This is a genomic window from Pseudomonas sp. GD04015, assembly GCF_029837675.1.
Classification (GTDB): Bacteria; Pseudomonadota; Gammaproteobacteria; order Pseudomonadales; family Pseudomonadaceae; genus Aquipseudomonas; species Aquipseudomonas paralcaligenes.
In genome coordinates this window covers 140,714-162,180 of the sequence record NZ_JAOEEE010000010.1, presented here as the reverse complement: position 1 = coordinate 162,180, position 21,467 = coordinate 140,714, and the positions used below count along the sequence as shown (strand labels likewise).

Below are 21,467 nucleotides of genomic sequence, written 5' to 3'. Positions count from 1 at the left end.
CGGCGCGGCGGCCATGCTCAGCGTCCGCGTGGCGCCAGGAAGGTGCTGGCCGAGACCTGGCGCTCGCCGGCGTCGGCCTGGTTGACCACCTCGAACTCGACCGGCGCCGGGATGCTCGCCAGCGGCTCGCGCAGCAGGACGACGCTCACCGGCACTTCGAGGATCTCGCCGGCGGCCAGGGCCAGGTCGCCGGGGCCGCTCATGGCGAACGGCTGCCCCTCGACCAGGCCCAGGTAGTAGCGTTGCGGGTGCTGGGTCTTGTTGATCACCTTGAGGCGGTAGACGTTCTCGATCTGGCCGGCGGCATTCTCGCGGTACATGCCACGGTCCTTGGCCACGTCGAGGGAGACCAGCGAGCGCGCCTGCAGGGCCCAGGCGAAGGCGCCGATCATCAGCAACAGCGCTGCCGCGTAGCCCACCAGGCGCGGCCGCAGCAGGTGGCGCCGGCCGCCCTGCATCTCGCGCTCGGAGCCGTAGCGGATCAGGCCACGGGCGTAGCCCATCTTGTCCATCACGCCGTCGCAGGCGTCGATGCAAGCGGCGCAGCCGATGCAGTCCACCTGCAGGCCGTCGCGGATGTCGATGCCGGTGGGGCAGACCTGCACGCACAGGGTGCAGTCGATGCAGTCGCCCAGGCCCTGGGCCTTGTGGTCGCTCTCCTTCTTGCGCGGGCCGCGATGTTCGCCGCGAGCCGCGTCGTAGGAGACGATCAGGGTGTCCTTGTCGAACATCACGCCCTGGAAGCGCGCGTAGGGGCACATGTACACGCAGACCTTCTCGCGCAGCCAGCCGGCGTTGAGGTAGGTGGCGGTGGTGAAGAACAGGACCCAGAACAGCGCCGCGCCCTCCAGCTGGCCGCTGAACAGCTCCACCGCCAGCGGGCGGATCGGCGTGAAGTAGCCGACGAAGGTCAGCGCGGTCAGCAGGCTCACCGCCAGCCACAGGCCGTGCTTGGCGCCCCGGCGCAGCAGCTTGGTCGGGCCCCAGGGCGCGGCGTCCAGTTTGATGCGCTGGTTGCGCTCGCCCTCGGTGACCTTCTCCACCCACATGAACACCCAGGTCCACACGCTCTGCGGGCAGCTGTAGCCGCACCAGACTCGGCCGGCGAACACGGTGATGGTGAACAGGCCGAAGGCGCAGATGATCAGCAGCGCCGAGAGCAGGATGAAGTCCTGCGGCCAGAAGGTGGCACCGAAGATGTAGTAGCGGTGCTCGGCCAGGTTCCACAGCACCGCCTGGCGGCCTTCCCAGTTCAGCCAGGCGGTGCCGAAGAAGATCAGGAACAGCAGGCCGGCGCCGTACAGCCGCAGGTTGCGGAAGCGGCCGCTGAAGCTGCGGGTGTGGATCGGCCCGCCGGCCTGGGAAGGCGTCAGGCGGATGGGCTGGCGGGAGTCGATGGACTCGATGATCTGCGCTGGTATGCGCTCGCTCATGGTGGGCCTCTTCGGGCGGTAATCAGGCTGAGCGAACTGTGCGCGACCGGCTGTTTGGATAACAGACTCAGGTTTTCCAGGAAAAACCGTATCAGATGGCGCCCCGGGTGGGGCGCCGTGGGGCTCAGGGCAGCAAGCGGAACACTCTGCGCGATACCTTGCGGGTGAGGATGACCTCGATCAGCAGGGTGCGGTGGGCCTTGAAAAACTCGGGAAACTGCGCCTTGGGAATGTGCAGCCCTGCCAGCTCGTTGGTGGGCACCGCCAGGTAGCCGACAGGATGCTCCTTTTCCTTTTCCGGACTGAACGTCGGGCTGGCCAGCAGGCTGATGTAGAGCTCCTTGACGGCGAAGTCGCGCTGGGCCTTGTCCAGTTCCTTGATGTTCAGGTACAGCGCGCGGAAGGCGGTGTTGTCCTTGTAGGGGTGGATGGAGTGGATGAATTTCTTGTACAGCCGGGCATCGAGCGGATCCTGCCCGACATGCCGGTAGAACTCGACGAAGTAGTCTTTGACCTCATGACCGAGATCGTCTGTGAGGTGGACCACTGTGTTCTGGAAGGCGTCGCTACGCTGCTGGATGTCCGGGTCGTGCTTGTCGATCTCTTTCTGCCAGGGGAAGGCGCCGTCGCCGTCAGGGTAGTCGCCGTCGTCCACCGACAGGGCGCGCAGGATCAGTTGCTTGGTCAGCGGGTTGCCCGGTGTCTTGTTCAGGGTGATGGTGCTGTGGTTCTCCTTGGCGATCAGGCCGAAGGCGATCGCACCCTTGCTGGACGCGAGAACCGGTTCGTCAATGACTTCCTGTTTATCGCTGAGCCGTACCTGCAGCCTGGCGCAGTTGAGGTTGGCGGTGCTGAAGTAGACCGTGCCGTCCGAGCCATCCGCGTCGACCAGCGCCCCGGTGAAGCCGCCGTAGCCCTTGTTGCCCACCAGCACCGTGGCGAGGATGCGGCCGCGGCCGTACCAGGGCGTGGCGGAGAACAGGTCGCGCTCGGCGAGGGCGAAGGTATAGGGCGACGCCAGTTCCAGGCCTTTGAGGATGTGCGTGCCGGTCTGGAAGCCCGGCTCGTCCCAGCCCTTGAGGGCGCGGCCGATGAAGCTGTTTCCCTTGTGCGCCAGCGGCGAGCCGAAGTTGGCCGGCGCCAGCATCAGGAAGCGCTTGATCGGCACCGTCGAGGGTTGGTAGAAGCGGGTCATCCAGTGGCGCACCACCAGGGCTCCGGTGCTGTGCACCACGATGTTTACCGAGCGCGGCGCGGTCGGCAGCTTGTGCTGCTCCCAGGCGTTCTTCATGGCCTCGGCCAGGTCGGCGAAGGTCACTTCGTTGTGCATGGACATCCAGTCGGCGAGCTTGATCACCACCGGCTTGACGGCGAGGTTGCTGGCGAGGAAGGCCTCCAGCTTCTGGAACGACGAGGGTTCGTCGCTCCAGCCATGGACGATGACGAGAGGTTCTGGCATATGGGGATGCTCCGGGCAGTGGGGGCGGTGCTGCGTACTGGGAGCGTGGCGGCTGAAGGGGGACTGCATGGCAGTCTCGTCGCGATGGCCAGGTGACTCCCTGTCGTGGCGTTGTCGCTATGGAACGGCGCATAGCCCCGTACTTATAGATGTGGCAACGGCGCCCGGCAAATGCGCAGGGCAGCGCGGCGCTGCCGTTGCGGTTGCCGTCCTGGCAGAAAGCCATCTATACCTGACAGACCGGCCCCGCACGGAGGGCGCGGGTCAGGAGAGTGCGACGCGATGAGTCAGGAGACCGGCGCCGGTGCGGCGCCCATCACTTCGCAACTGCTACGGCTGGTCTGGCCGTTCGTGGCGGTAGTGCTGCTGCAGGCGCTGCTGGCCTGCGGCAGCCTCTACCTGCACTCGGCGATGCGCAGCTACGTGGCCGGCGAGAGCCTGTGGTCCAAGGGCCTCAAGGACGGCATCTATTACCTGGGCCTGTACGCCAGTACCGGCGACGCCGAGTACCTGGCCGGCTACCGCGCGGCCATCGCCGTGCCGCTCGGCGACCACGCCTTCCGCGTCGCCCTGGACCGCCCCGACCCGGACCTGGCGGCGGCCCGCGCCGGCATCCTGCAGGGCAGGAACCACCCGGACGACATCGCGGCGATGACCTGGCTGTTCCGCTACTTCCGCGACTACGGCTACATGCGCCGGGCCGTCGAGCAGTGGAAGGTGGGCGACGAATACGTGTTGCGTCTCACCGCGCTGGCCGACGAGGTGGTGGCGGTGCGCCGGCGCGGCCAGCCCGACGAGGTGCAGGTGCTCGACTGGCGCACTCGCATCGAGGCGATCAACCGCGGCGCCACCCCGGCGGCGGAAGCCTTCTCGCGGATTCTCGGCGAGGCCTCGCGCGCGGTGGTGGTGGCGCTGCTGCTGGCCAACCTGCTCACCGGCACGCTGCTGATCAGCCTGGCCCTGCTGCGCACGCGCCGCCTGCTGATCCTGCGCGAGGAGGCCGACCGCGCCCTGGAGGCGGTCAAGCAGCGCGCGCAGACCATCCTCGCCTCCATCGGTGACGCGGTGATCAGCCTCGACCGCGACGGCCGCATCGCCTACATGAACGCCGCCGCCGAGCAACTCACCGGCTGCGCCGTGGGTGAGGCCGAGGGCGCGCCGTTCGAGCGGCTGTTCTCCATCGTCGACGAGCACGCGGTGCCCGGCGAGCGCACGCCGCTGCAGCGCATCCTCGCCGGCGAGCCGGCGGCGGACGGCGACTTCGCCAAGCTGATGGTGCGCCCGGACGGCAGCAAGGTGGCGGTCAACCTGGTCGGCGCGCCGATCCGCGAGCGGGGCCTGGTCAGCGGCATGGTGATGGTGCTGCACGACATGACCCGCGAGCGCCAGTTCGTCGCCAGCCTCTCCTGGCAGGCCAGCCACGACGCGCTGACCGGCCTGGCCAACCGCCGCGAGTTCGAATATCGCCTGGCCCAGCTGCTGGCGCGCATGCTGCGCCAGCCGGGGCGCCACGCGCTGATGTTCATCGACCTGGACCAGTTCAAGCTGGTCAACGACACCTGCGGCCACGCCGCCGGCGACGAGCTGCTGCGCCAGGTCTGCCAGGAGCTGCAGCAACACCTGCGCGAGGGCGACACCCTGGCGCGCCTGGGCGGCGACGAGTTCGGCGTGATCCTCGAGAACTGCCCACCGGACGCCGCCCTGCGGGTCGCCGAGTCGCTGCGTCGGGCGGTGCAGGACCTGCGCTTCGCCTGGGGCGGGCGGCCGTTCTCGGTCAGCGCCAGCATCGGCCTGGTGCAGGTGCCTCCGGGGCAGACCAGCCTGGCGGAACTGCTGCGCACCGCCGACGTGGCCTGCTATGCGGCCAAGGAGCGCGGTCGCAACCGGGTGTACGCCTCGCAGCCGGACGACTCCGAGTTGTCCCTGCGGGTCGGCGAGATGAGTTGGGTGCAGCGCATCCACGCGGCCCTGGCCGAGCAGCGCTTCCGCCTGTTCGGCCAGCCGATCGTGCCGCTGCGCGGCGGCGAGCACGGCGGTCACCTGGAAATCCTCCTGCGCCTGCAGGACGAGGAGGGCGCGCTGGTCAGCCCGGCGGCGTTCATCCCGGCGGCCGAGCGCTACGGGCTGATGCCGCAGATCGACCGCTGGGTGGTGGCCGGCACCCTGGAGGCGATGGCGCGCTTCCACGCCGAGCACCCGCAGGCGCCGCTGCTGCACTGCGCCATCAACCTGTCCGGCGCCAGCATCGGCGACCACGAATTCCTCGCCTTCATCCGCGACTGCCTGGCCAGCCAGCCGGTGGCGCCGGAGAGCATCTGCTTCGAGATCACCGAGACCGCCGCCATCGCCAACCTGGCCGATGCCACCCACTTCATCGACGAGCTGAAGGCGCTGGGCTGCCGCTTCTCGCTGGACGACTTCTGCGCCGGCATGTCCTCGTTCATGTACCTGCGCCACCTGCCGGTGGACTACCTGAAGATCGACGGCAGCTTCGTGCGCAACCTGCTGGACGACCCCATCGACCGGGCCATGGTGGAGATGATCAACCAGATCGGCCACGTCATGGGCAAACGCACCATCGCCGAGTTCGTCGAGAACGGCGAAGTGCTCGAAGCCCTGCGCGCCATGGGCCTGGACTATGCCCAGGGTTACCACATCGGCAAGCCGCAGCCGCTCGGCGAACTGCTGGCCTCGGCCTGGCCGCTGCCCGGACTGGCAGCCGTCTGAACCGCCCTGGCAAGAAATCGTTACGGGGTGGCGGGCGTGGGTGCCGCCATTCCACCCGGCTCGCAGGGTGTAAGGAAAACTTGCCGCGTGGAGCGTCGGGGGCGGGCTTCCCGGCCTTGCGGGCACCTTGTCCGGGCCCGGCCCAGGGGTTGTGATGAAGGCAGTCCAACGCGCCGCCGACCGAGGCGGACGCTTGCCCCACAACAACAATCAAGGAGGCCGGATGAACGCCGTGGCCAAGATCGAACAGCACAACCCCATCGGAACCGACGGTTTCGAATTCGTCGAATTCACCGCGCCCAACGCCGAGGGCATCGAGCAGCTGCGCCAGCTGTTCACCGCCATGGGCTTCACCGAAACGGCCAAGCACCGCTCCAAGCAGGTGTGGCTGTTCCAGCAGAACGACATCAACTTCGTCCTCAACGGCAGCCCCACCGGCCACGTCCGCGCCTTCGGCGAGAAGCACGGGCCGAGCGCCTGTGCCATGGCCTTCCGGGTGAAGAACGCGGCCCAGGCCGCCGCCTACGTGAAAGAGCAGGGCGCCACCCTGGTCGGCAGCCACGCCAACTTCGGCGAGCTGAACATCCCCTGCGTGGAAGGCATCGGCGGCTCGCTGCTGTACCTGGTCGACCGCTACGGCGACAAGACCATCTACGACGTGGACTTCGAATACATCGAGGGCCGCAAGCCGGGCGACAACGCCGTCGGCCTGCAGCAGATCGACCACCTGACCCACAACGTCAAGCGCGGGCAGATGGACGTCTGGTCCGGCTTCTACGAGCGCATCGCCAACTTCCGTGAAATCCGCTACTTCGACATCGAGGGCAAGCTCACCGGCCTGTTCTCCCGCGCCATGACCGCGCCGTGCGGCAAGATCCGCATCCCGATCAACGAATCGGCCGACGACAAGTCGCAGATCGAGGAATTCATCCGCGAATACCACGGCGAGGGCATCCAGCACATCGCCATGAGCACCGACGACATCTACGAGACGGTGCGTCAGTTGCGCGCCAACGGCGTGGACTTCATGACCACCCCGGACACCTACTACGAGAAGGTCGACCAGCGCGTGGCCGGCCACGGCGAGCCGCTGGACCAGCTGCGCGAACTGAACCTGCTGATCGACGGCGCCCCCGGCGACGACGGCATCCTGCTGCAGATTTTCACCAACACGGTGATCGGTCCGATCTTCTTCGAGATCATCCAGCGCAAGGGCAACCAGGGCTTCGGCGAAGGCAACTTCAAGGCGCTGTTCGAATCCATCGAGGAAGACCAGCTGCGCCGCGGCGTGATCAAGGCCGACGAATGATGAGCACTGTCCGTAGGGTGCGCTGCGCGCACCGGCAATTCCTCGTTACGTGGTGCGCACGGCCTGGGCGGCCCTGCGACACCCTGCAGGGGGCCTGCCCATGAGCCGCAAATGGATCAGCTTCCCCCTGCGCGAAGGCGAGCACTCGCGCCAGGCCCACTGCGACTTTCCCGCGGATACCTATGAGCGGGAAATGGGCCGCGAGGGCTTCTTCGGCCCGGTGACCCACCTGCACCACAAGCACCCGCCCACCGGCTGGATCGATTGGGAAGGGCCGCTGCGCCCGCACGCCTTCAACTTCAACAAGATTTCCAGCGAGCGCGACTGCCCGCTGGAGGCACCGCTGACCCTGCACAATGCCGACGTCAAGCTGCGCGTGTGGAAGACCCACGGCGCCATGCGCCACCTGGTGCGCAACGGCGACGGCGACGAGCTGCTGTTCGTGCACGACGGGGCGGGGCACTTCTATTGCGACTTCGGCCACCTGGAATACCGCGACGGCGACTATCTGGTGATTCCGCGCGGCACCGCCTGGCGCATCGAACCGAGCGCGCCCAGCCACTTCCTGCTGATCGAGAACACCGACGGCGCCTACCAGCTGCCGGACAAGGGCCTGCTCGGCCCGCAGGCGATCTTCGACCCGGCGGTGCTCGACCACCCGCGCCTCGACGACGCCTTCAAGGCCCAGCAGGACGAAAGCACCTGGCAGATTCGCATCAAGCGGCGCAACCAGATCAGTACCGTGATCTACCCGTTCAACCCCCTGGACGCGGTGGGCTGGCACGGCGACAACACCGTGGTGCGCCTGAACTGGCGCGACATCCGCCCGCTGATGAGCCACCGCTACCACCTGCCGCCATCGGCCCACACCACCTTCGTCGCCAACGGCTTCGTGGTCTGCACCTTCACGCCGCGGCCGGTGGAATCCGATCCGGGCGCGCTCAAGGTGCCGTTCTTCCACAACAACGACGACTACGACGAAGTGCTGTTCTACCACCGGGGCAACTTCTTCAGTCGTGACAACATCGAGGCCGGCATGGTCACGCTGCACCCCTGCGGCTTCCCCCACGGCCCGCACCCCAAGGCGCTGAAGAAGGCCCAGGAAGACCCGGCCACCTTCGCCGAGGAAGTGGCGGTGATGATCGACACCCGCCGCGCCCTGGAAGTGGCTGAAGCTGCCGCCGCGGTGGACGTCCCCGAATATGTGAACTCCTGGCGCGCGCCGGGTAAGCAAGGCTGACGCAGAACAACCCCCTCTCCCCCTGGGAGAGGGTTGGGGTGAGGGTGTTACTGGCAGCTCGGAGCCGCCTGGGAACCCCTCACCCCCGGCCCCTCTCCCAATAGGAGAGGGGAGAACCAACCAATTCGAGGTAATCCATGAAACTCGCATCACTGAACCTGGGCCGCGACGGCGAACTGGTGGTCGTTTCCCGTGACCTGTCCCGCGCCGTCAAGGTGCCGCAGATCGCCGCCACCCTGCAGGCCGCGCTGGACGACTGGGAAGTCAAGCGCCCGCTGCTGGAATCGGTGTACCAGCGCCTCAACGATGGGCTGATCGACGAGGCCTTCTTCTTCGACCAGGCCGACTGCCACAGCCCGTTGCCACGCGCCTACCACTGGGCCGACGGCAGCGCCTACGTCAACCACGTGGAACTGGTGCGCAAGGCCCGTGGCGCGGAAATGCCCGAGTCGTTCTGGCACGATCCGCTGATGTACCAGGGCGGGGCGGACAGCTTCATCCCGCCGCACGCCCCGATCCGCCTGGCCGACGAGGCCTGGGGCATCGACCTGGAAGCGGAGATCGCGGTGATCACCGACGACGTGCCAATGGGCGCCACGGCGGCGGAAGCGGCCGGCCATATCCAGCTGCTGATGCTGGTCAACGACGTGTCCCTGCGCAACCTGATCCCGGGCGAACTGGCCAAGGGCTTCGGCTTCTACCAGAGCAAGCCGTCGTCGAGCTTCTCGCCGGTGGCGCTGACACCGGACGAACTGGGCGAGGCGTGGAAGGACGGCAAGGTCCACCGCCCGCTGATCTCGCACATCAACGGCGCACTGTTCGGCCGCCCGGATGCCGGCGTGGACATGACCTTCAACTTCCCCACCCTGGTGGCCCACGCCGCCAGGACCCGCCCGCTGGGCGCCGGCACCATCATCGGCTCGGGCACCGTGTCCAACTACGACCGCAGCGCCGGCTCCTCCTGCCTGGCGGAGAAACGCATGCTGGAAATCGTCGAGCACGGCGAAGCCAGGACGCTCTTCCTCAAGTTCGGCGACCGGGTGCGCATCGAGATGCTCGACACCGCCGGCCAGAGCCTGTTCGGCGCCATCGACCAGGTGGTAGAGCGGTATGAGCAGTGAGCTGACGCTCTACTCCTACTGGCGCTCCAGCGCCGCCTACCGGGTGCGCATCGCCCTGGGCCTCAAGGGCCTGGCCTATCGCCAGGTGCCGGTGCACCTGGTCAAGGACGGCGGCCAGCAACACGCCGACGAGTACCGCGCGCTCAACCCGCAGGAGCTGGTGCCGCTGCTGGTGGACGACGCCAACGGCGGGGTGCGCATCGCCCAGTCGCTGGCCATCCTTGAATACCTGGACGAAGTCTTCCCGGTCCCGGCGCTGCTGCCGGCCGACCCGGCCCAGCGCGCCCAGGTACGCGCCCTGGCGCTGCATATTGCCTGCGATATCCATCCGCTGAACAACCTGCGGGTATTGCAGTACCTCAGTGTCGAGCTGGGCGCTGACGATGAGGCGAAGAATGCCTGGTATCGGCATTGGGTGGAGAAGGGGTTGGCGGCGGTGGAAGAAGGGCTGGCTGTGCTCAAGGGTGGCCTGTCGCTGGGCAACCGGCCGGGGTATCTGGAGGCTTGCGTGATTCCGCAGTTGTATAACGCGCGGCGTTTCTCCTGCGATCTGCAGGGCCTGTCGAGATTGTTGGAGATGGAGGATCGTTGCTTGGCTCTCGATGTTTTCAAGGATGCCTCGCCGGAAGTGCAGCCGGATGTGGTGGCCTGACTGAAAACTGGCCTAGTTCATCCGCTAGTGGCATTTCTTCTGACTAGTGGCTGACCGCTGGGTAGCCACGCGTGGGCTCACTTATGCCAGCTTTCAGCCACGGTGATTCGCACACTGTGAAACTTCATAACCTAAATAGCCTGTAAGGCTACATAATCTGTAGGTGAGGTTTGATGCGAAATAATATCTAGGGTTACGGTTTTTCTGTGAGAACGGTTTAAGTTTTTCGATGTTTCAGGAGTGTGCTGTATTGGGTTGAGTAGGAGGTTGGTATTTCTGTCGACTTGAATCATTTTTTTGGTGGGGCTCTTTAATATAGGGGGCGCAGAGTGAAGGCTTTCTTGGTTCTCTATGTCGTCATGGCAGGTTGTCTGTGATTTATTTTGCTTGATGGTCTTTGGTCGTGGTGGCTCCAGTTAAGCTCAGGACTTCAGCTTGGAGTGCTCTTAGTTTTAGTGTTTGTTCGCGACTTTGATAGTTCGGGGACTCTTTGATTCCTTTAAGCAGGTTGAGAAGCCAGTTTTTCTCGTATTCTAGCCCAATGTTTTGGTTTTCTATTGTGGCTCTACCAGTTAGAGCTATAAGTCTTTGAATATCGTCGTGGCTATTTAGTGCAGCCTTTATGCAGTCAAGAGATACTTGGCTCTTGAATCCGTATCTATCACGAATGGCATTGGCTAAAATATGCACGTCCCTTTCTGATTTGACTGTGGATGTGGTACTGGGAAGAGGAAGCTCCAGTAAAACATCTCGGGCATATATTCTGGTCGAATCTGGAAGATTGGGGTTTTCAAGGATGACTCTTGTCGTTGAAGTGCCAGCTATATCTTTGTTGGTATGTATAATATTTAGCGCGAGATGCTCATTCTTCATTGCTGTAAGCATTGAATAGCCGACCGCTCGAGCAGAGTCCTTTTCTGATGTGATCAGGTCGCCGACACGTCCAATTAATTCAATCTGCGAAAGTTCTATTCTTCGCAGGTCATTTAGGTATGTAAAAAAGGCGGCGATGCCTGCTATTATTCCGCCAATTATGAGTGGTGTAAGTTTTTCTATAATTTCGATTTTGCTGTAATTTTTTTCGGATTTTTCCACGATTGAGTATCTCTTGGTTTAATGTTGCGGTTAATTGGCTTGGGTCGCTGGCAATCGCCGTAATGTAAGCTGATTTTGATTGATCTGGCCAAGTCTGCTAAAGATTTTTATCCTTGAGTAGGCTGATTTCAGTCGCCTCAAACGCTTAATTGAAGCAATTGCAAAGCAATATAATGCAGCTTGGCCGGTAACATTCATGCATGCTTAGAAGCTTATTCAATAGAGTCGCTGATAGCAGCCATACTCTTTACATCGTTAATCCAACGGCAACTCCGTAGTCCTCTTCACCACGCTCATCGCGATATGCGAGTGCGCCTCGTGCACATGCGGGCGTTGCAGCAGGTGGTCGCGCAGGAAGCGTTCGTAGTCGGCGATGTCCTTGGCCACCACCTTGAGCAGGTAGTCCGAGCCGCCGGCCATGGTGTGGCATTCCAGTACCTGAGGGTAGCCGACCACCGCCTGCTCGAATTCCTCCAGGTTGTTGCGGCCGTGGGCCGACAGCTTGATGTCGACGAACACCGTCATGCCCAGGCCCAGTTTCTTCGGGTTGAGCAGGGCGACCTTGCGTTCGATCAGCCCTTCTTCCTGCATGCGATGGATGCGCCGCCAGCAGGGCGATTGCGACAGTTCCACCTTCTCGGCGATCTCGGCGGCGGAGAGGTCGGCGTCGTGCTGCAGCAGGCGAAGAATGCGGCGGTCGATGGGGCTCAGCTTTTCCTGCATGATTTTTTCTCTTTATTCGTCATGGAGGGTTCATTCATGCCGAGTATCCCGCTGGGCGGTCGAAAAAAGAAAGAAAAATCCAGAACTACTCGGTCATAGTCTTGCCCATACGACCCACCGCGGTGATCCCGCGTCAGGGTTCAACGGCGATGCTCAACAGGCACGTCTCGCTCACACAAGAATAAAAGGAGCGCCCCATGTCTCTGGCCGAAATCCGTCTGGACGACAAATACCGTGTAGCCACTGGTCAGCTGTATCTCACCGGCACTCAGGCGCTGACCCGCCTGCCCATGCTGCAGAAGCAGCGCGACGCCGCCTTCGGCCTCAATACCGCCTGCTTCATCTCCGGGTACCGGGGCTCGCCCCTGGGCAACCTGGACAAGAGCCTGTGGGAAGCCAAGCAGTTCCTCCAGGAAAACCACATCCACTTCCAGCCCGGCGTCAACGAGGAGCTGGGCGCCACCGCCGTGTGGGGCAGCCAGCAGGCCAACCTGTTCCCCGGCGCGCGCTACGACGGCGTGTTCGCCATGTGGTACGGCAAAGGTCCGGGCGTGGACCGCTGCGGCGACGTGTTCAAGCACGGCAACTCGGCCGGGGTCGCGGAGAAGGGCGGCGTGCTGGTGCTGGCCGGCGACGACCACGGTTGCAAGTCCTCGACCATCGCTCACCAGAGCGAGCATGCTTTCATCGCCGCGTCGATGCCGGTGCTGAACCCGGCCAACGTCCAGGAAATCCTCGACTACGGCATCATCGGCTGGGAGCTGTCGCGCTACAGCGGCTGCTGGGTGGCGCTGAAGACCATCGCCGAGAACGTCGATTCCTCGGCCGTGGTAGACGTCGATCCGCTGCGCGTGCAGGTCAAGCTACCGACCGACTTCCAGCTGCCGGAGGACGGCGTGCATATCCGCTGGCCGGACCCGCCCCTGGCCCAGGAAAAGCGCCTCAACCAGTACAAGATCTACGCCGCTCGGGCCTTCGCCCTGGCCAACAACCTCGACCAGATCAAGCTGGATTCGCCCAATCCGCGCCTGGGCATCATCACCACCGGCAAGTCCTACCTGGACGTGCGCCAGGCGCTGAACGACCTGGGCCTGGACGACCAGCTGTGCGCCGGGGTCGGCCTGCGTGTGTTGAAGATTGGCATGAGCTGGCCGCTGGAACCGGTGTCCGTGCACCAGTTCGCCGAGGGCCTGGACGAGATCCTGGTGGTCGAGGAGAAGCGCAGCATCATCGAGGACCAGCTCACCGGCCAACTGTACAACTGGCCGGTCGGCAAGCGCCCGCGCGTGGTCGGCGAGTTCGACGAGGAGGGCAACTCGCTGCTGCCCAACCTGGCCGAGCTGACCCCGGCGATGATCGCCCGGGTGATCGCCAAGCGCCTGGCGCCGATCTACACCAGCGCCACCATCGACGAGCGCCTGGCCTTCCTCGCCGCCAAGGAAGCCGCGCTGGCCGCGCCCAAGCACGACACCAAGCGTACCCCGCACTTCTGCTCCGGCTGCCCGCACAACAGCTCCACCCAGCTGCCGGAAGGCAGCCGCGCCCTGGGTGGCATCGGCTGTCACTACATGACCCAGTGGATGGACCGCAACACCGACACCTTCACCCAGATGGGCGGCGAGGGCGCCACCTGGATCGGCCAGGCGCCGTTCACCGACACCCCGCACGTGTTCCAGAACCTGGGCGACGGCACCTACTTCCACTCCGGCCAGCTGGCCCTGCGCGCGTCCGTCGCGGCGGGCGTCAACATCACCTACAAGATCCTCTACAACGACGCGGTGGCGATGACCGGCGGCCAGCCCATCGACGGCGAGCTGCGCATCGACCAGCTCAGCCAGCAGGTCTACGCCGAAGGCGTGAAGCGCATCGCCCTGGTCTCGGACGAGCCGGACAAGTACCCGACCCGCGCCACCTTCGCGCCCATCGTCAGCTTCCACCACCGCCGCGAGTTGGACGCCGTGCAGCGCGAGCTGCGCGAGTTCAAGGGCGTGTCGGTGATCCTCTACGACCAGACCTGCGCCACCGAGAAGCGCCGCCGGCGCAAGCGCGGCAAGATGGTCGACCCGCAGAAGCGCGCCTTCATCAACCCGGCCGTGTGCGAGGGTTGCGGCGACTGCAGCGTGAAGTCCAACTGCCTCTCTGTGCTGCCGCTGGAGACCGAGCTGGGGCGCAAGCGCGAGATCGACCAGAACGCCTGCAACAAGGACTTCTCCTGCGTCGAAGGCTTCTGCCCGAGCTTCGTCACCGTGCACGGCGGCGCCCTGCGCAAGCCCGAGGCGCTGGGCGCCAAGGCACTGTTCGTGGCCCTGCCGGAGCCGCGCCAGCCGGACCTGTCGCGGCCCTGGAACATCCTCCTGCCCGGCGTCGGCGGCAGCGGCGTGACCACGGTCGGCGCGCTGCTGGGCATGGCCGCGCACCTGGAAGGCAAGGGCTGCACCGTGCTCGACCAGGCCGGCCTGGCGCAGAAGTTCGGCCCGGTGATCAGCCATATCCGCATCGCCCGCAAACAGGACGATATCTACGCCGTGCGCATCGCCGCCGGCGAGACCGACCTGTTGCTGGCCTGCGACCTGGTGGTGGCGGCCGGCGAGGAATCGCTGGCCAAGCTGAACGACAGGATCGCCAACGCCGTGGTCAACAGCCATGAGGCGCCGACTGCCGAGTTCACCCGCAAGCCGGACGCCCAGGTGCCTGGCGCGGCCATGCGCGAGGCGCTGGTGGAAGCGGTGGGTGAGGGCAAGACCCACTTCGTCGACGCCACCCGCCTGGCCACCGCACTGCTCGGCGATACCATCGCCAGCAACCTGTTCATGCTCGGCTATGCGTACCAGAAGGGTCTGGTGCCAGTGTCCGCCGAGGCCATCGACAAGGCCATCGAGCTCAACGGCGTCGCCATCAAGCTCAACCAGCAGGCGTTCCTCTGGGGCCGCCGCGCCGCCCATGACCTGGCGGCGGTGGAGCAGCTGGCCAGACCGAAGAGCCCCGAGGCGCCGCGCTGCGAGAGCCTCGAGGAGATCGTCGCCGACCGCATGGCCCGCCTCACCGCCTACCAGGACGTCGCCTACGCCCAGCGCTACCAGGCCCTGGTGGAGCGCGTGCGCCAGGCCGACGGCGCCGACCAGGCCCTGAGCCGCGCCGTGGCGCGCTACTACTTCAAACTGCTGGCCTACAAGGACGAGTACGAAGTGGCGCGGCTGTACAGCGAGCCGGCCTTCCGCCAGCGCCTGGCAGCGCAGTTCGAGGGCGACTACCGCCTGCAGTTCCACCTGGCGCCGAGCTGGCTGGCCAAGCCCGATCCGCGCACCGGCGCGCCGGTCAAGCGCGCCTTCGGGCCCTGGATGCTCAAGGCCTTCGCCGTGCTGGCGCGCTTCAGGTTCCTCCGCGGCAGCGTGCTCGACCCGTTCGGCCACAGCGCCGAGCGCCGGGTGGAGCGCGAGCTGATCGACGAGTACGAGGACCTGATCGAGCTGGTGCTCAAGGAGCTGCGCCCGGACAACTACCGCACCGCGGTGGCCCTGGCCGAGCTGCCGGAGCAGATCCGCGGCTACGGCCACGTCAAGGAGCATGCCGTCGCCAAGGCCCGCGAGCAGGCCACCCAGCTAAAGGCCCGTCTGCTGCTCAGCGAGATTTCCGCCGTCCAGCTGTTCGAACCGGCCGCCTGAAGCCAAGCAACCCGGAAGCCAGTTCCCCCTCTCCCTCCGGGAGAGGGGCCAGGGGTGAGGGTCTCCCAGGCATCTGGGACTCCCTCATCCGGCCTTCGGCCACCTTCTCCCAGGGGGAGAAGGCTATCCGTGCCTACTCAACATCCAACAAGAACCGAGAGTACCCATGCCCGTCTTCACCCATATCGACTTCGACAACCACGAGCAGGTGGTCTTCGGCCACGACCAGGCCAGCGGCCTCAAGGCCATCATCGCCATCCACGACACCACCCTCGGCCCGGCCCTGGGCGGCTGCCGTATGTGGAACTACGCCGACGACGAGGAGGCACTGCGCGATGTGCTGCGCCTGTCCCGCGGCATGACCTACAAGTCCGCGCTGGCGCGCCTGCCGCTGGGCGGCGGCAAGGCGGTGATCATCGGCGACCCGCGTCACGACAAGAGCGAGGCGCTGTTCCAGGCCATGGGCGACTTCGTCGACAGCCTGGGCGGGCGCTACATCACCGCCGCCGACTCCGGCACCGGCGTGGCCGAGATGCAGATCATGGCCGAGCGCACCCGCCATGTGGCCGGCGCCGGCCAGCGCGAGGCCTTCGGCGGCGGCACCCGCGACGGCGACCCGTCGCCGTCCACCGCCTACGGTGTGTTCGTCGGCATCCGCGCCGCCGTGCGCCACCGCCTCGGTCGCGGCGACCTGAAGGGGCTCAAGGTGGCGATCCAGGGCGTCGGCCAGGTCGGCTTCGGCCTGGCCAGGCATCTGAAGGACGCCGGCGCCGAGCTGTGGGTGACCGACATCCATGAGGCCAACCAGCGCCGCGCCGTGGACCAGCTGGATGCTCGCGCGGTGAGCCAGCAGGAAATCTTCGGCCTCGACGTGGACGTGTTCGCCCCCTGTGCCCTGGGCGCGATCATCAACCCGCAGACCCTGGAGGCGCTGCGCGCGCCGATCGTCGCCGGCGCCGCCAACAACCAGCTGGCCAGCCCGGAGCTGGCCGAGCAGCTGCGTCGCCGCGACTGCCTGTACGCGCCGGACTACGCGATCAACGCCGGCGGCATCATCGACGTGTGCTACGAGCGCACCGGCGGCAGCGCCGCCGAGCTGAAGGCGCACATCGAAGGCATCGAGGCGACCCTGGACGAGATATTCGCCCGCTCCACGGCCGAAGGCGCCACCACCACGGCGGTGGCCGACCGGATGGCCCGCGAGCGCCTCGGCCGCTAGGGGCTGTTGATGTTTGCTTTGGCTATGTCCCCGTTGGTTGTTGCACGCCTTGTGGGAGCGGATTTATCCGCGAATTTCGCGGCCAATCGGATGCCGCCCAGCCGCTCCCACAAGAGCAGAGTTGTGCCACCAACAAACGGGTACATAGCTTTTGCTTTACCTCACCCGGTTAGCACCAGGCGCGGCGTGGGAGCGGCCTTGGCCGCGATGGCGGCAGGCGGTATAAGCGCTTCGCAGGCAATCGGAATGCCGCCCAGCCACTTCCACGCCCCCGAAGCGTCAACTGGCCCTGGGCGCGTCGGCAAGCCGGCCCCAAGCCCCGGGTGTATACTCGCCGCGCCCGGGGCCACGGCCGGCGGGCCGCGACCGGCGGATCACGAGTCCGCCGGCCCATTCTTCCAGACAGGTGAACCCATGCCTCGCACTTGCCTCTCTCTCCGCTCGACCTGGAGCGCTCGCTGATGTCCGAACATCTGCATACCGGCCCGCTCAAGCGCGGCCTGAAGAACCGTCATATCCAGTTGATCGCCCTCGGCGGTGCCATCGGCACCGGCCTGTTCCTCGGCTCGGCCGGGGTGATGCAGAGCGCCGGCCCGTCGATGATCCTCGGCTATGCCATCGGCGGCTTCATCGCCTTCCTGATCATGCGCCAGCTCGGCGAGATGATCGTCGAGGAGCCGGTCGCCGGCTCCTTCAGCCACTTCGCCCACAGCTACTGGGGGCCGTTCGCGGGCTTCCTGTCGGGCTGGAACTACTGGGTGCTCTACGTGCTGGTGGGCATGGCCGAGCTGACGGCGGTGGGCAAGTACGTGCAGTACTGGTATCCGGAAATCCCCACCTGGGCCACGGCCGCCGCGTTCTTCGTGCTGATCAACGCGATCAACCTGGTCAACGTGAAGGCTTTCGGCGAGACCGAGTTCTGGTTCGCCATCATCAAGGTGGTGGCGATCATTGGCATGATCCTGCTCGGCGGCTGGCTGCTGTTCAGCGGCGCCGGTGGCGAGCAGGCCAGCGTCAGCAACCTGTGGAGCCACGGCGGCTTCTTCCCCAACGGCGTGTCCGGCCTGGTGATGATGATGGCGATCATCATGTTCAGTTTCGGCGGCCTGGAGCTGGTGGGCATCACCGCCGCCGAGGCCGACCAGCCGAAGAAGGTGATCCCCAAGGCGATCAACCAGGTGGTCTGGCGCATCCTGATCTTCTACATCGGTGCGCTGACCATCCTGCTGTCCCTGCACCCCTGGGACGACCTGGTGAAGACCCTGACCTCCGGCGGCGACGCCTACGCCAGCAGCCCGTTCGTGCAGATCTTCTCGCTGATCGGCGAGGATACCGCCGCCCACGTGCTCAACTTCGTGGTGCTGACCGCCGCGCTGTCGGTCTACAACAGCGGCGTGTACTGCAACAGCCGCATGCTCTACGGCCTGGCCGAGCAGGGCGACGCGCCCAGGGCGCTGATGAAGGTCAACGCGCGCGGCGTGCCGGTGCTGGCCATCGCCCTGTCGGCGGCGGTGACCCTGCTCTGCGTGGTGGTCAACTACCTGGCGCCGAAGAGCGCGCTGGAGCTGCTGATGTCGCTGGTGGTGGCATCCCTGGTGATCAACTGGGCGATGATCAGCCTGGCCCACCTGAAGTTCCGCAAGGCCATGGCCGCCAAGGGCGTGCAGCCGAGCTTCAAGGCCTTCTGGTTCCCCTTCGCCAACTACCTGTGCCTGGCCTTCGTGCTGTTCATCCTCGGCGTGATGCTGATGATCCCGGGCATCCAGGTTTCGGTGTACGCGATCCCGGTATGGCTGCTGCTGCTCTGGGTCTGCTACCGCATCAAAGTGGCGGCCGGTTCGGCGCTCGTCACCAGCCAGGGTTGATCCTGGCGGCATGAAAAAAGCCCGGCTTCGGCCGGGCTTTTTCTTGGCGGGCGTCTCCGCTCTGGAGCTGCGTAGGGCGGGTGAAACCCGCGTGCGGTGGCGCAGGGAAACGCGGGTTTCACCCGCCCTACTTCTATTCATCGGGTAGTACCGCTGTGGGCGATCCGACGTCAGGTCTGGAACTGCAGCACCGAGCCCTGCATGCTGCGCGCCACGCTGTCCAGGCGTTGCGCGGCGGCGGCCAGTTCGTCCACCGTCTGGCTGTTCTGCTGCGACATGCGGGCGATCTGCTCGACCCGCTGGGCCACCTCGCTGGAGGCCTTGCTCTGCTCGCCGATGGTGTGGGAAATCTCCTCCACCACCTCGGCCGCGCGCTGGGCGCCGCCGCGAATCTCGCTGATCGACTCGCCGGCCTGGCGCGCCAGGCCCACGCCGTCGTTCACCCGCGTCACCCCGGCCTGCATGCTGCTCACCGCCTGGGCGGTGGTATTGCGGATGCGCTCGATCATGCCGCTGATCTCCTGGGTCGACTGCGCCGTGCGCGCCGCCAGGTTGCGCACCTCGTCGGCGACCACGGCGAAGCCGCGCCCGGCTTCGCCGGCGCGGGCCGCCTCGATGGCCGCGTTGAGCGCCAGCAGGTTGGTCTGTTCGGCGATGCCGTTGATCACCTGGATGATCGAGTGGATTTCCTCGGACGACTGGCCCAGCGCGGTGATGGTGCTGGACGATTCGTTGACCGCCTCGGCGATGCGGCTCATGCCGTCGACCACGCCGAGGATCACCTGGCCGCCACTGCTGGCCAGCTCCTCGGACTGGGACGAGATGGCCTGGGCGTTGCGCGCGTGGTCGGCGATCTGCGCGATGTTGTGGATCATCTGCTCCATGGCGGCGGCCATGCTGGTGGCGTTGTCCGATTCCTCGCGGGCGCTGTGGACGATGCTCTGCGACGCGCCGCTGAGATGCTGCGCGGTGCTCTGCAGCTGCTCGCTGTCGCGGCGGATGGTCTCGATCATCTGCCGCAGGTTGTTCTGCATCTCGGCCAGGGACCGCTGCAGCTGGCCGGCCTCGTCGTCGCTGTCGATCTGGATGATGCTGCGCAGGTTGCCCTGGGCGATGGCGCGGGCCACGGCGATGGTCTTGCCCAGCGGCCGCAGCACCGCCTTCATCAGGTGGCTGGTGAGCAGGGCGAGCAGCAGGCACACCAGCAGGATGCCGCCGACCAGCAGCCAGGCGGCGTTGCGCGTGGCTGCCTGGCTGTCGGCGCGGACCTGGGCGGCGTGCTGCTCGATCAGCTCGCTGAGCGCCTCGTTCTTCTCTTCCAGCTCGGCGAAGCTCTGCTCGAAGGCCGGCATCTCGGCGCGCGCCGCCTGCGGGTCGCCCAGGGCCAGGCCGACGATGCGCTCGGCCTGGGCGATGTAGGCGTTGAGCGCCGGTTGCGACTGGCCGATGGCCTGGCGGATGTCCTCGCTCAGCGGCAGCGCGGCGTTGGCCGCCATGGTGCGCTGGAACCACTGGCTGTGCTCGCGCAGGTCGGCGCGCACCTGCTCGGCCGCCGCCGGGTCGCCGGGCGGGGCGTAGAAGGCGGCCAGCACGTCGGCGCGCAGGGCGTCGTGCATCATGTCGCCTTCCAGGTGGTTGCGCAGGGCGCTGATGCTCAGCTCGCTGCTGGCCAGCACCTCCGCCAGGCGCATCTGCCCCCAGTAGCCGACGCCACCGAGCAGGGCGGCGGCGACCACGCTGATGGCGCCGCAGGCGATCATTTTCTGGCGGATGTTCATGCTGCTGCCTCCGACGGCCGACTGTTCGTCAAGCCTAGTTCAGAGACGGCGGCGGGGGAGTCAGGGCTTTCCTTGCAGCGCGCTGGCCCAGGCCAGCAGCTCCACCGGCTGGCGCTGGTCCCAGATGCGCTGCCAGAGCACCAGCATGTGCTCCGGGTCGCCGCGGCTGAAGGGCAGGCGGTCGACCACCGGCAACGTGTGCCAGCGCCCGTCGCGGTGCTCGGCGAAGACGAAGCGGAACGGATGGAAGCCGGTCATGCCCAGGCGCATGTCGGTGACGATCAGCTCGTCGCCGACCCGGTCGTAGCGCAGCACGCCGTGGGTGAACCACTCCAGCCGCTGGTGCTGGGGCGAGTCGCGCAGCACGCCGGCCAGTTCCGCGCCCCGGGGAATGCGTTCGAGCCGTGGCGGGCGCTCGTCGAACCAGCTCACCAGCGCCTCGTGGTAGTCGGCGCCATCCACCACCGTGACCCGCCAGAGCAGGCTGTTGAACGGCGTCGGCGAGCTGAACAGCACGTCGGACTGGATGCCGCGCTCGACCAGCACGTCCTGCACCCGCTGCTCGGCCATCCACTTGCCGGCCAGGGTGGTCGCCAGGTACAGGCTGGACAGGCCCAGCGCCGTGGCCGCCAGCCACTGGGGCCGGTCGCGCAGGCCGCGGACCAGGCCGACGACCACCGCCACCAGCAGCGGCACGGTGTACAGCGGGTCGATGATGAACACCGAGGACCAGGCCACCGGCGGCGTCTGCAGCGGCCAGAACAACTGGGTGCCGTAGCTGGTGAAGGCATCCAGCAGGGGATGGGTGATCAGCGCCAGCCAGATGGCCAGGAACAGCCGTCGCGTGGAGTAGGCGGGGTTGGGCCGCAGCCGGCGGATCAGCACGGTGAGCGCCACGGCCAGCAGGCTGAGCACCAGCAGCGAATGGCTGAAACCGCGGTGGTAGGTCATGTCGGCCACGGCGTCGCCGTAGTCGATGATCACGTCGAGGTCGGGCAGGGTGCCGAGCATGGCGCCGTAGAGCAGGGCGCGGCGGCCCTGCCAGCGGCCGAGCAGGGCGCCCTGGATGCTGGCGCCGAGCACCGCCTGGGTGAGCGAATCCATGGTGCGTCTCGCGAAGGAAGCAGGCGGCTAACTTAGCGCCGGCCGGCTTCGGCGACAGCCTGGAAATTCCGACGAAAGAT

General features: G+C 66.1%; 14 protein-coding genes. 8 read left to right on the top strand and 6 right to left on the bottom strand.

The window, feature by feature from the left end; all coding sequences use genetic code 11:
- Positions 1–17 precede the first annotated feature (17 nt).
- Complete coding sequence (ccoG, locus tag N7640_RS11710) at positions 18–1,433, bottom strand: cytochrome c oxidase accessory protein CcoG (RefSeq protein WP_279905253.1); 1,416 nt, start codon at positions 1,431–1,433, stop codon at positions 18–20.
- Between the two features lie 124 nt (positions 1,434–1,557).
- Positions 1,558–2,892, bottom strand: coding sequence for an alpha/beta hydrolase (locus N7640_RS11705; RefSeq protein ID WP_279905254.1), 1,335 nt, complete (start codon positions 2,890–2,892; stop codon positions 1,558–1,560).
- A gap of 282 nt (positions 2,893–3,174) precedes the next feature.
- On the opposite strand from N7640_RS11705, the gene N7640_RS11700 reads away from it, so the two are divergent.
- The 5 genes from N7640_RS11700 (at position 3,175) to maiA (ending at position 9,941) form a co-directional block, all read left to right on the top strand.
- Complete coding sequence (locus tag N7640_RS11700; RefSeq protein WP_279905256.1) at positions 3,175–5,619, top strand: EAL domain-containing protein; 2,445 nt, start codon at positions 3,175–3,177, stop codon at positions 5,617–5,619.
- A gap of 223 nt (positions 5,620–5,842) precedes the next feature.
- Positions 5,843–6,928 carry a 4-hydroxyphenylpyruvate dioxygenase gene (gene hppD, locus N7640_RS11695; RefSeq protein WP_279905257.1) on the top strand — a complete coding sequence of 362 codons (1,086 nt, stop codon included), beginning with the start codon at positions 5,843–5,845 and terminating at the stop codon, positions 6,926–6,928.
- Between the two features lie 100 nt (positions 6,929–7,028).
- Entirely contained in the window at positions 7,029–8,168 is a 1,140-nt protein-coding gene (locus N7640_RS11690; protein ID WP_279905258.1) for a homogentisate 1,2-dioxygenase, read from the top strand.
- A gap of 137 nt (positions 8,169–8,305) precedes the next feature.
- On the top strand, positions 8,306–9,289 hold the full coding sequence (locus N7640_RS11685; protein WP_279905260.1) for a fumarylacetoacetate hydrolase family protein: 984 nt from the start codon (positions 8,306–8,308) through the stop codon (positions 9,287–9,289).
- Positions 9,279–9,941 (top strand): maleylacetoacetate isomerase, encoded by a 663-nt coding sequence (maiA, locus tag N7640_RS11680; RefSeq protein ID WP_279905261.1) that lies wholly within the window; start codon positions 9,279–9,281, stop codon positions 9,939–9,941. The genes N7640_RS11685 and maiA overlap by 11 nt, the downstream gene beginning before the upstream one ends.
- 378 nt (positions 9,942–10,319) lie before the next feature.
- Here maiA and N7640_RS11675 read toward each other — a convergent pair whose 3' ends face one another.
- Positions 10,320–11,036 (bottom strand): hypothetical protein, encoded by a 717-nt coding sequence (locus N7640_RS11675; protein WP_279905262.1) that lies wholly within the window; start codon positions 11,034–11,036, stop codon positions 10,320–10,322.
- A gap of 255 nt (positions 11,037–11,291) precedes the next feature.
- Positions 11,292–11,759 carry an Lrp/AsnC family transcriptional regulator gene (locus tag N7640_RS11670; RefSeq protein ID WP_279905263.1) on the bottom strand — a complete coding sequence of 156 codons (468 nt, stop codon included), beginning with the start codon at positions 11,757–11,759 and terminating at the stop codon, positions 11,292–11,294.
- Positions 11,760–11,956: 197 nt separating this feature from the next.
- On the opposite strand from N7640_RS11670, the gene N7640_RS11665 reads away from it, so the two are divergent.
- The 3 genes from N7640_RS11665 to N7640_RS11655 all read left to right on the top strand — a co-directional run bounded on the left by N7640_RS11665 (position 11,957) and on the right by N7640_RS11655 (position 18,505).
- Complete coding sequence (locus N7640_RS11665; RefSeq protein ID WP_279905264.1) at positions 11,957–15,421, top strand: indolepyruvate ferredoxin oxidoreductase family protein; 3,465 nt, start codon at positions 11,957–11,959, stop codon at positions 15,419–15,421.
- 166 nt (positions 15,422–15,587) lie between these two features.
- Positions 15,588–16,640: a Glu/Leu/Phe/Val dehydrogenase dimerization domain-containing protein gene (locus N7640_RS11660; RefSeq protein WP_279905265.1), complete on the top strand. Its 1,053-nt coding sequence runs from the start codon at positions 15,588–15,590 to the stop codon at positions 16,638–16,640.
- Between the two features lie 458 nt (positions 16,641–17,098).
- Positions 17,099–18,505 (top strand): amino acid permease, encoded by a 1,407-nt coding sequence (locus N7640_RS11655; protein WP_279905287.1) that lies wholly within the window; start codon positions 17,099–17,101, stop codon positions 18,503–18,505.
- A 170-nt stretch (positions 18,506–18,675) separates the two neighbouring features.
- Here the strand turns inward: N7640_RS11655 and N7640_RS11650 are convergent, their stop codons facing one another.
- On the bottom strand, positions 18,676–20,283 hold the full coding sequence (locus N7640_RS11650) for a methyl-accepting chemotaxis protein (RefSeq protein WP_279905266.1): 1,608 nt from the start codon (positions 20,281–20,283) through the stop codon (positions 18,676–18,678).
- A 60-nt stretch (positions 20,284–20,343) separates the two neighbouring features.
- Positions 20,344–21,387, bottom strand: coding sequence for a metal-dependent hydrolase (locus N7640_RS11645; RefSeq protein ID WP_279905267.1), 1,044 nt, complete (start codon positions 21,385–21,387; stop codon positions 20,344–20,346).
- Positions 21,388–21,467 lie beyond the last annotated feature (80 nt).